We start from the raw sequence: 8605 nt of genomic DNA on the forward strand, positions 1-8605 counted from the left end.
TTTCGCAAAATCTGTCAGGGAGGGACAAATAGTTCCACGCCCGCGCCGGAACCCGGGAACTATTTGCGCGATCTCAAAAACCGACCTGGGGGAAGTGAAATATTTCTCCTCCCAAACCCAAGAAAGTTCCCGGGCGGGGAACTATTTGCAAACCCGCCCCTAGTCCAGTTCACCGCGGCGCCGGCGGCGTTCCTCGTCCTCGCGGCGTTTGCGTTCGGCTTCTTCGCGGGCGCGGCGCTCCTTGAACCGGTTCTTCTCGATGTTCCAGAGGAACTCTTCGTCATCGTCAGGACCTTTAATGACCGGCTTTTGGGGTTCCTGGAGGCCGCGCTGGCTGCCGTAGCGCTGCGCGGAGCCGGGGCCGAACGCTTTCCACATGAGGATGACGGCCAGGATGATCAGTGCAAGGAGTAGCAATCTTCCCATGGTTTTAAACATACTTGCCCGCCGGTTAGGGTTAGCCATGTGAATGAGGAAACTTCTCCGCAGGTAGATCCGCAGGCTAAGTCGCGCGCGAATAGGGCGGTCGCGGTGTATGGCGTGTTGCGGCTGGTGTTGTTCATTGCGCTGACAGTTGTGATTCAGCTCTTTGCAGTGCTTATCGACGCCCCCGTGCCCGTCATCATGTCCGCCCTCCTTGCCCTTATCGTGGCGTTCCCGCTGTCCATGCTGGTGTTCAAGCGCCAGCGGTTGGAGGCGAACGCGGCGGTGGCGGAACTGAAGCGCCAGCGCGATGCCCGCAAGGAGTGGATCCAGAGCGAGCTCGCGGACCGCTAGAGGCCAATAGGCAGGCGCAGCGCAGCGCCCCGGCGCTAGCGGCCGAGTTCGTGGCTTAGCGCCTCGAGTTCGCCGCCGCCGGCCATTTGGTGGGTGAGCTCGTCGAGGGTGACGTTCTCGCGGGGCTCATCGAGCTCCTGGCGGCCGAGTTTCAGGATGGTGAAGTGGTCACCGACCAGGTAGGCGTGGTGGGGGTTGTGGGTGACCAAGACGACGGCGATGCCGCGGTCGCGAGCGGCCGCCACGAAGCGTAGGACCACGCCGGATTGTTTGACGCCGAGGGCGGCGGTGGGCTCGTCGAGAATAAGCACGCGGGCGCCGAAGTAGACGGCACGTGCGATGGCGACGACCTGGCGTTGGCCGCCGGAGAGGTTGCCGGCATCGACGTCGACGTCGGGGATGTCGATGCCCATTTCGCGGAGTTGTTCGGCGCAGATCTGTTTCATTTCGGTGTCGCGAAGTGCACCGAAGCGGCCGGTGAGTTCCTGGCCGAGGAAGAAGTTGCGCCACACGCTTAACTCGTCGACGATCGCGAGCGTTTGGTGCACGGTGGCGATGCCGGTGTCGATGGAGTCGCGGGGGGAGGTGAAGGTGGTGGGGGTGTCGTCGATAAGCAATTCGCCCGATGTGGGCTGATGGAGCCCGGCGAGGATCTTGATCAGCGTGGACTTGCCTGCGCCGTTGTCGCCGAGGACACAGGTGACTTCGCCTTCACGGACGGTCAGGTTCACGCCGCGCAGGGCGTCGAAGCTGCCGTAGGACTTGGTGATGTTTTTCAGTTCGATGACAGCCACTTAGCGCCCCTTGGTGTATTTGGCGAAGGACGTGTTGGTGAACACGGCGAAGAGCAGCGTTGCGCCGAGGAAGAACTTGAACCAGTCGGGGTTCCAGCCGGCGTAGACGATGCCCTGGTTGGTCAGGCCGAAGATCAGCGCGCCGATGGCGGTGCCCACTGCGGTGCCGCGGCCGCCGGTCATGGCGCAGCCACCGATGACGGCGGCGATGATGTAGAGGAATTCGTTGCCCACGCCTTGGCCGGCTTGGATGGAGTCGAAGGCGAACAGAGTGTGCATGCCGACGAACCAGGCGGCGAAGCCGACGCCCATGAACAGCAGGATCTTCACGCGGCGAACCGGCACGCCGACGGCGCGGGCTGCGTCCTGGTCGCCGCCGACTGCGGTGATCCAGTTGCCGAACTTGGTGCGAAATAGCACGAACGATGCGATGGCGACGAACAGGATCCACCACAGCACGGTCACGTTGAGGGTGACATCGCCGATGTTGAAGGTGCCGGCGAAGACCTTGCGGGCGGACGGGAAGCCCTCCATGTCGGCGATGGTCGGCGTGGCCACCTGGCCGGTGATGAACTTGGTCAACGCGAGGTTGAGGCCCTGCAGCATGAGGAAGGCCGCCAGGGTGATCAGGAAACTCTCAATGCCGGTGCGGGTGACCAGGTAGCCGTTGAGCGCGCCGATGGCCAGGGAGATGCCCAAAGCCATGAAGGCGCCGACCCACGAGTTGAGATGCAGGTTGTAGTTCAGCATCGTAGCGGCGAGCGCGGCGGTGGTGACGGCGACGCCTGAGGACAGGTCGAATTCCCCGCCGATCATGAGCAGTCCGACGGCGAGTGCCACGATGCCCAGTGTCGACGACGCGTACAACGTGGTTGCGAACGCTTCAAAGGAACGGAATGCGGGCGCGACTGACAGGAAGAACGCGAAGATGGCGATGAAGCCGAGCAGGGACGCGAACTCCGGCCGCCGGATCAGTTTGGAAAGGCCGGTGTGGGTGCGTAGTCGGTCGTCGCCGGAGGTCGATTCCTCGCGCGACTCGTCGGCTGTGACGGCAGTGCTCATCGCATACCTGCCTTCGCAGCCTCAGCGACCTTGTCCACGTTCGACTTATCGACGAACGACGGCCCGGTGTACACCGGCCGTCCTCCACCGAGGGTGCCGCCGTTGCGTTTCGCGATCCACAGTGAATCCACGGCGAGGTAGCCCTGCAGGTACGGCTGCTGGTCGACGGCGAAGGCGACGCGGCCGTCGGCGATGGCGTCGACAAGCTCGGCGTTGGTGTCAAAGGTGGCAACCTGCGCCTCGGAGCCGGACTGCTTCACAGACTCCGTCGCACGCATGGCCACCGGCGCCTGGAGGGCGAATACTGTGTCGAAGCTCTTGTCCTGCGACAGCTTCGAGGTGATCGTGGACTGCACGGCGGTGAGGTCTTGGCCGTTGACGTAGAGCAGTTCTACGTCGCCGCCGAGGCCGTTCCGGACGCCGTCGCAACGCGCTTCCTGCGAGGAGTTGCCCTGCTCGTGGATGATGCACAGGACCTTCTTCTTGCCTTCTTCCTTGAGGCGCTCGCCGGCGGCGTTGCCGGCAACCGTTTCGTCTTGGCCGAAGAAGCCGGTCATCCCGTAGTCCTGGTACTTGCTCATGCCGGCGTTGAGGCCGACGACGGGGATGCCGTGGTCGACTGCGTTGCGGGCTGCTGGGCCGATGGCCTCGGCGTTCGGCAGGGTGACGGCGATGCCGTCCACCCCGGCGTCCACGGCAGAGCGCACCAGGTTCGCCTGGTTGGGGGCCTGCGGGTCGGAGGAGTAGCGCAGCTCGATGTTGTCTTTCTTGGCTGCGTCTTCGGCGCCCTTGCGCACGAGGTCCCAGTAGGTGTCGCCCGGTGCGCCGTGGGTGACCATGGCGACGACGTAGCGCGGCGTGTCTACGCCACCGGCAGTGCCTTCGGTGTTTTCTGCTCGCGGGGCGCCGCCTGTCGACGAGCACCCGGCGAGCATCGTCGCAGCCATTAGTGCTGCGGCAACGAGTGTTTTCCGTGCCTTAAGCATTACAAGAGTGTGATCCAAAGCACCCTATTTGTCAAGGTCAAAAGACCCCGGCGATGATCAACATTGCAGGTAGTGCCAGGAATGTGGTGAGGAAGACGGTGTCGCGGCAGATCACTTCGCCGGAGCGGTACGTGGCCGCGTAGTTGTACACGTTCTGGGCGGTCGGCAGCGCACACAGGATCAGGGCGGCGTACATGTCGCTGCCGGTCAAGCCCATTTGCGTAGCGACGACCCACGCCACCGCCGGCATGCCGATGAGTTTGAGGGCGGTAGCGGTGATCGTCGGTAAGCGGTGGCTCTGGAGGACCTTCTCGCCCGTGAGCGACGCGCCGAAACTCATGAGGATCAGCGGGATGGAGGCGCCGCCGAGGATTTCCAAGGGGGCCAGCACCGGTTCGGGCACGGTCCACGAGGAGGCCGACACCGCGAAGCCGGCGAAGGCCGCAACAACAACCGGGGCGGTCAGACCAGCAAGGACCGACTTGAGCACGCCCGACGCGCCGCGGTCCAGACCTGCGATAACGATGGGGGAGAGCACCGCCATCTGCAGCACCAGCGCCGGGATGACGTACGTCGGATCGCCCAGCACATACGTGGCAATGGGCAGGCCGATGTTGACCGAGTTGTAGTAACTCGACGACGCCGCACCCGCCATCGTCTCCGCAGTAGTCTGCTTGAACCACACGGCGCTGATGATCCAGTAGATGATCATCGTGGCCACCGTGGCAATCGCGATGACCAAAATGACCGGGGAGAAAAACGCGTCCGTGTCCGAGACCGCCACTGAGGAGAAGATCAGCGCCGGGGTGGCCACGTAGAACGCGATGCGGTTGAGCTGTAGACGTTGCTCGCCCGGTCCAATGACGCCTTTGTGAGCAAGCCACCACCCCGCTGCGATGACAGTGAAGATGATGGCAAAACCGGTAAGGACGTCAAGCATGCCGTTACCTTAGAACGTCTCCTTCGGGACGTACTCACTCCACCCGAAATCGCTCTCGTTCGGCATGTCGGAGGTGTACGGCACGGGCTCGCCCGCGCCGCCGAAAATCGCTGAGCCCACCGACGCCATGGCCAGGGCTGTCACCACCGACCAGATCAGCATCGCCTTGCCGTTCATGCCCAGCACCGGGATGAGGTCCTTGCCTTCAGCGCCGCTGCGCACCTTCATAATTGCCGCTACCGCAAATGGCAGGGCAATAAACGCCGCAAGCGCAGGCTTTGCAGAGATGGCCAGCACGATCGACATCACGAACGGGACCAGGGTCAGGAAGGTGAAGAGGCGGCGCGAGTTGTCGTCGCCAAGCCGCACTGCAAGCGTGCGCTTCCCGGCCTCAGCATCGGTGGGGATGTCGCGGATGTTGTTGGCCAGGTTCACCGACGCGGAGATCGCACCCACCGCGATGGCGCACAGGAGTGCCTCCCACGACACGAACCCGGTCTGCGTAAACGCCGTACCAATCACGGCGACCAGTCCGAAGAAGATAAACACGGACACTTCACCTAAGCCGGAGTAGCCGTAGGGGCTTTTGCCGCCGGTGTAGAACCAGGCCGCGGCGATGCACAGCGCGCCAACCAGGATGAGCCACCACGCGCCCGAGGCGATGGAGAGGATGATGCCAAACACGGCAGCCACCGCGAATGATGCAAACGCGGCGAGCTTCACATGCTCCGGCTCCGCAAGCCCGGCCGCGGTCAGGCGGGTCGGGCCGGTGCGGTCCTCGTCCGTGCCGCGGATGCCGTCGGAGTAGTCGTTGGCAAAGTTCACGCCGATGATCAGCGCCCACGCCACGATGAACGCCAAGATTGCGTACTCCAGGTCCGCGAGCCCGTAGAGGGCGGCGGCGCCGGTGCCGGCGATGACGGGGGCGAAGGCGTTTGGCCAGGTGTGGGGGCGTGCGGCCTCCCACCAGTGGTGCAATGTGGCGGAATCAGTCATGCACTCCATCATGCACCCTTGCGCTGCGGTGGGCTAGGGTAGTTCGCCATGTGGATTGACTATGCCGTGCGCCAGGGGCTCGTGGCGACGAGCGCGTTTGTGCGGCTGCCAATCCTGAACCACGCCGCGCAACACGCCGATATTGCCTTCCCTACCAGCGGGGATACCGTCATCTCCCTGACCACACACGGCTCGAGGGTGAAGTCGGCGGCGTCCGCGATCGCCTCGCTTCTTGTGGGCACGAAACGCCTGCCGGTGCATTTGTGGCTCGACCCGGTGGACTTTCATGCACCGTGGCCCGCCACCTTGCGCGGGCTCGTGGACCGTGGCCTGCACGTCCATAAGTCCCCCGGCGGCCTCGGACCCCACACGAAGTACTTCGGTACCTTCCAGGAACTGCCCGGCCATAGCGTGATCACGGTTGACGACGACGTCCTCTACCCCCGCAACTTCGCCACCACCCTCACCAACGCAGCCGACCCGTCGAACGTCACCGCGTTTCGCGCCCACCGCATCACGCTTGATTGCGACACCATCGCCCCCTACAAAAAGTGGCGCCCCGTCCGCACCACCGAGCCATCTCACCTGAACTTCGCCACCGGCGTGGACGGCGTGCTGTACCCACCGAACATGGTGGAGTTCGTCGCCTCCCGCGGCACAGCGTTTCTCGACGTCTCCCCGCGCGCCGACGACGTCTGGCTCAACCACTGTGCGCTTCGCGCCGGATTCCCCGTCCGCCAGGTGGCGGACCGCCCCGCCTCGTTCCCGCTCGTGCCCGGCTCCCAACGCGTGCGCCTGTCCCGCGACAACCTCGCCGGCGGCAACGACACCCAAATCGCCGCAACCTACACCGAGAAGGACGTGAACCTGCTCCTCGCTGCTGTGTAGTGGGTGTACACGGCGGTGGAGGACTACGCTTTTACGCGTGAGCACACCATCCACCCCACGGTGGTTCCGTCCGGCGCAGCTGACTGCGCTGGGTTTTCTCGTACTGATCGCGTTCGGCACTGCGTTGTTGTGCATGCCGTTCGCCTCAGCCGACGGCACAGCAACGCCGTTCATGGATGCCTTGTTTACCGCCACGTCCGCCACATCGCTGACGGGCCTGGTCACGGTGGATACCGGCAGCCACTGGAGTATCGCGGGCCGCGTCATCGTTATCACGCTGATCCAGGTCGGCGGCCTGGGCATCATGAGTATTGCCTCGCTGACCGGCATGCTGCTGACTGGCCGAGTGAAGTTGCGGTCGCGCTACTCTACGGCTGCTGAAGGGCGTCCGATTTTGGAAGGCGGGGTGCGTGCCACGCTCGTCGCTACGCTATTGCTCACCTTCGCCTTCGAACTGTTTGTTGCAGTGATCCTGTTCTTCCGCTTCATGGTCGAATACGACATGCCGGTCCTCAGCGCGGCGGGCGAGGGGATCTTCCACGCAATTTCCGCGTTTAACAACGCCGGGTTTGGGCTGCGCTCGGACAGCCTGATCTCGTACAACTCGGACGGCTGGATCCTCCTGCCGCTGGCAGGCGCGCTGATGATCGGCGGGCTCGGCTACCCGGTGCTTTCCGAGTTGGTTGGCCGCAGCCGGGAGCGCTTCCGCGGCCTGCTGCGCGGCACACCAGTCAGCGCCCGGAGACTTTCAGTAACCACCCGCATTACCCTTGCTGGCACAACGTTTCTGGTGCTCTCCGCCATGGCGCTCATCGCCGTGCTGGAGTGGCGAGGATTCCTTGCAGACATGTCCACGGGCACGAAGCTCCTCAACGCGTTCTTCAGCGGCGTCACCCCGCGTACCGCCGGGTTCAATTCCATCGACTACGCCGACGCCCACCCGATCACGCTCATGGTCACCGACATCTACATGTTTATCGGCGGCGGCTCCGCAGGTACCGCGGGTGGCATCAAGATCACCACCGCGATCGTGCTGATTGCCGCCATGGCAGCTGAGTTTGGCGGGCGTGACCAGACCACCGTGGGCAAACGCACCGTCCCAAAGTCGGTGGTCCGCCAGGCCATGACGGTCGCCGCCGCAGGCGTTACTGCGGTCACCCTCGGCGTGGCCGCGCTCCGGGTGTTCGACCCCCAGTTCACCGCGGACCAAATCAGCTTCGAGGTCATGTCAGCCTTTGCCACGACAGGCCTATCCACGGGCATTACCTCGTCGCTAAGCGTGCCCTCCCAACTCGTGCTGTGTCTTTTGATGTACCTCGGGCGCATTGGCCCGTTCACTCTCGTGGCGGCGCTTGCCGCCCGTAACGTCGTGCGCAGGTACGACTACCCAGTAGAAAGGCCTTTCATTGGCTAACTTCCCCGGCTCCCTGTTGCGGAGCAAACAACGCATCGACATCCCACCGGTTGTGGTCATCGGCCTCGGCCGCTTCGGTGGCGCGCTTGCCCACGAACTGACCCGCCACGGCGTAGAGGTCCTCGGCATCGACGTTGATGAGCGACTCGTGCGCGATCATGCGCCATTGCTTACCGACGCCATCGTGGCCGACACCACCGACCTCGAAGCCCTGCGCCAACTCGGTGTCCAAGAAGTGGAACGTGCCGTCATCGGCATCGGCTCCGCGCTCGAGGCATCTATCCTCACCGCCTCGAACCTTGTCGATCTCGGCGTACCTGACATCTGGGCCAAAGCCGACTCCGAATCCCACGCCCGCATCCTGCAACGCCTCGGCGTCGCCCACGTCGTCCGCCCAGAGCACGACACCGGCCGCCGCGTCGCCCACCTGCTCGGCGGACGCTTCCAGGACTTCGCCGAACTTGCCGAGAATTACGGCGTGATCAAGATGGTCCCGCCACGCCCGCTACTCGACGGCCCCTGCGACGCCTCGCGTCTCTGGGACAAACACCGCGTGCAAGTGGTGTCAGTGCGCAACGGCTCAGGCCAGTGGCACCCATTCGCACCAGGCATGGAACTGACCGCTTCCGACCTGGTCGTGCTTGCCGGTGCGCCCGACGACCTGGAGCGGTTCTCACAGCTGTAGGTGGTCTGTTTCTGCTGCGGTGTAAGGGGGGTGTTTAGAAGACTGAAATGGTAGCGGTGTGGT

General features: G+C 64.0%; 10 protein-coding genes. 4 read left to right on the top strand and 6 right to left on the bottom strand.

All coding sequences use genetic code 11. From position 1 onward, the window contains the following. Positions 1–159: 159 nt before the first annotated feature. On the bottom strand, positions 160–426 hold the full coding sequence (locus HMPREF2785_RS05475) for a hypothetical protein (RefSeq protein ID WP_070421775.1): 267 nt from the start codon (positions 424–426) through the stop codon (positions 160–162). A gap of 39 nt (positions 427–465) precedes the next feature. Between HMPREF2785_RS05475 and HMPREF2785_RS05480 the strand changes: the two genes are divergently transcribed. Continuing rightward, positions 466–777, top strand: a complete 312-nt coding sequence (locus HMPREF2785_RS05480; protein WP_070421723.1) for a DUF4229 domain-containing protein — start codon at positions 466–468, stop codon at positions 775–777. 35 nt (positions 778–812) lie between these two features. On the opposite strand, the gene HMPREF2785_RS05485 is transcribed toward HMPREF2785_RS05480, so the two are convergent. Genes HMPREF2785_RS05485 through HMPREF2785_RS05505 form a run of 5 tightly spaced genes read right to left on the bottom strand, consistent with a single transcriptional unit; the run spans position 813 to position 5555 of the window. Further along, complete coding sequence (locus HMPREF2785_RS05485) at positions 813–1571, bottom strand: ATP-binding cassette domain-containing protein (protein WP_070421724.1); 759 nt, start codon at positions 1569–1571, stop codon at positions 813–815. After that, positions 1572–2633 (bottom strand): ABC transporter permease, encoded by a 1062-nt coding sequence (locus tag HMPREF2785_RS05490; RefSeq protein ID WP_070614478.1) that lies wholly within the window; start codon positions 2631–2633, stop codon positions 1572–1574. It lies immediately after the preceding gene. After that, complete coding sequence (locus HMPREF2785_RS05495) at positions 2630–3619, bottom strand: substrate-binding domain-containing protein (RefSeq protein ID WP_070421726.1); 990 nt, start codon at positions 3617–3619, stop codon at positions 2630–2632. The genes HMPREF2785_RS05490 and HMPREF2785_RS05495 overlap by 4 nt, the downstream gene beginning before the upstream one ends. A 37-nt stretch (positions 3620–3656) precedes the next feature. After that, entirely contained in the window at positions 3657–4559 is a 903-nt protein-coding gene (locus tag HMPREF2785_RS05500; protein WP_070614479.1) for an AEC family transporter, read from the bottom strand. Positions 4560–4568: 9 nt separating this feature from the next. After that, positions 4569–5555 carry a 1,4-dihydroxy-2-naphthoate polyprenyltransferase gene (locus HMPREF2785_RS05505; protein ID WP_141750645.1) on the bottom strand — a complete coding sequence of 329 codons (987 nt, stop codon included), beginning with the start codon at positions 5553–5555 and terminating at the stop codon, positions 4569–4571. Between the two features lie 48 nt (positions 5556–5603). Here HMPREF2785_RS05505 and HMPREF2785_RS05510 point away from each other — a divergent pair, with 48 nt between their 5' ends. From HMPREF2785_RS05510 to HMPREF2785_RS05520, 3 genes are read left to right on the top strand one after another with little or no spacing between them, the layout of a single operon-like run. Further along, positions 5604–6443, top strand: coding sequence for a glycosyltransferase (locus tag HMPREF2785_RS05510; protein WP_070421729.1), 840 nt, complete (start codon positions 5604–5606; stop codon positions 6441–6443). A 37-nt stretch (positions 6444–6480) separates the two neighbouring features. Continuing rightward, on the top strand, positions 6481–7857 hold the full coding sequence (locus HMPREF2785_RS05515) for a TrkH family potassium uptake protein (protein ID WP_070421730.1): 1377 nt from the start codon (positions 6481–6483) through the stop codon (positions 7855–7857). Next, positions 7850–8542 carry a potassium channel family protein gene (locus tag HMPREF2785_RS05520; RefSeq protein WP_070449613.1) on the top strand — a complete coding sequence of 231 codons (693 nt, stop codon included), beginning with the start codon at positions 7850–7852 and terminating at the stop codon, positions 8540–8542. Before HMPREF2785_RS05515 ends, HMPREF2785_RS05520 begins: the two co-directional genes overlap by 8 nt. Positions 8543–8605: the final 63 nt, after the last annotated feature.

Origin of the sequence: Corynebacterium sp. HMSC067D03, assembly GCF_001811185.1 — a bacterium.
Taxonomy (GTDB): Bacteria; Actinomycetota; Actinomycetes; order Mycobacteriales; family Mycobacteriaceae; genus Corynebacterium; species Corynebacterium coyleae.

Coding starts and splice junctions, on each gene's coding strand:
- HMPREF2785_RS05495 (WP_070421726.1), bottom strand. CDS start 3,619: ATGCTTAAGGCACGGAAAACACTCGTTGCCGCAGCACTAATGGCTGCG.
- HMPREF2785_RS05475 (WP_070421775.1), bottom strand. CDS start 426: ATGGGAAGATTGCTACTCCTTGCACTGATCATCCTGGCCGTCATCCTC.
- HMPREF2785_RS05505 (WP_141750645.1), bottom strand. CDS start 5,555: ATGACTGATTCCGCCACATTGCACCACTGGTGGGAGGCCGCACGCCCC.
- HMPREF2785_RS05510 (WP_070421729.1), top strand. CDS start 5,604: ATGTGGATTGACTATGCCGTGCGCCAGGGGCTCGTGGCGACGAGCGCG.
- HMPREF2785_RS05490 (WP_070614478.1), bottom strand. CDS start 2,633: ATGAGCACTGCCGTCACAGCCGACGAGTCGCGCGAGGAATCGACCTCC.
- HMPREF2785_RS05500 (WP_070614479.1), bottom strand. CDS start 4,559: ATGCTTGACGTCCTTACCGGTTTTGCCATCATCTTCACTGTCATCGCA.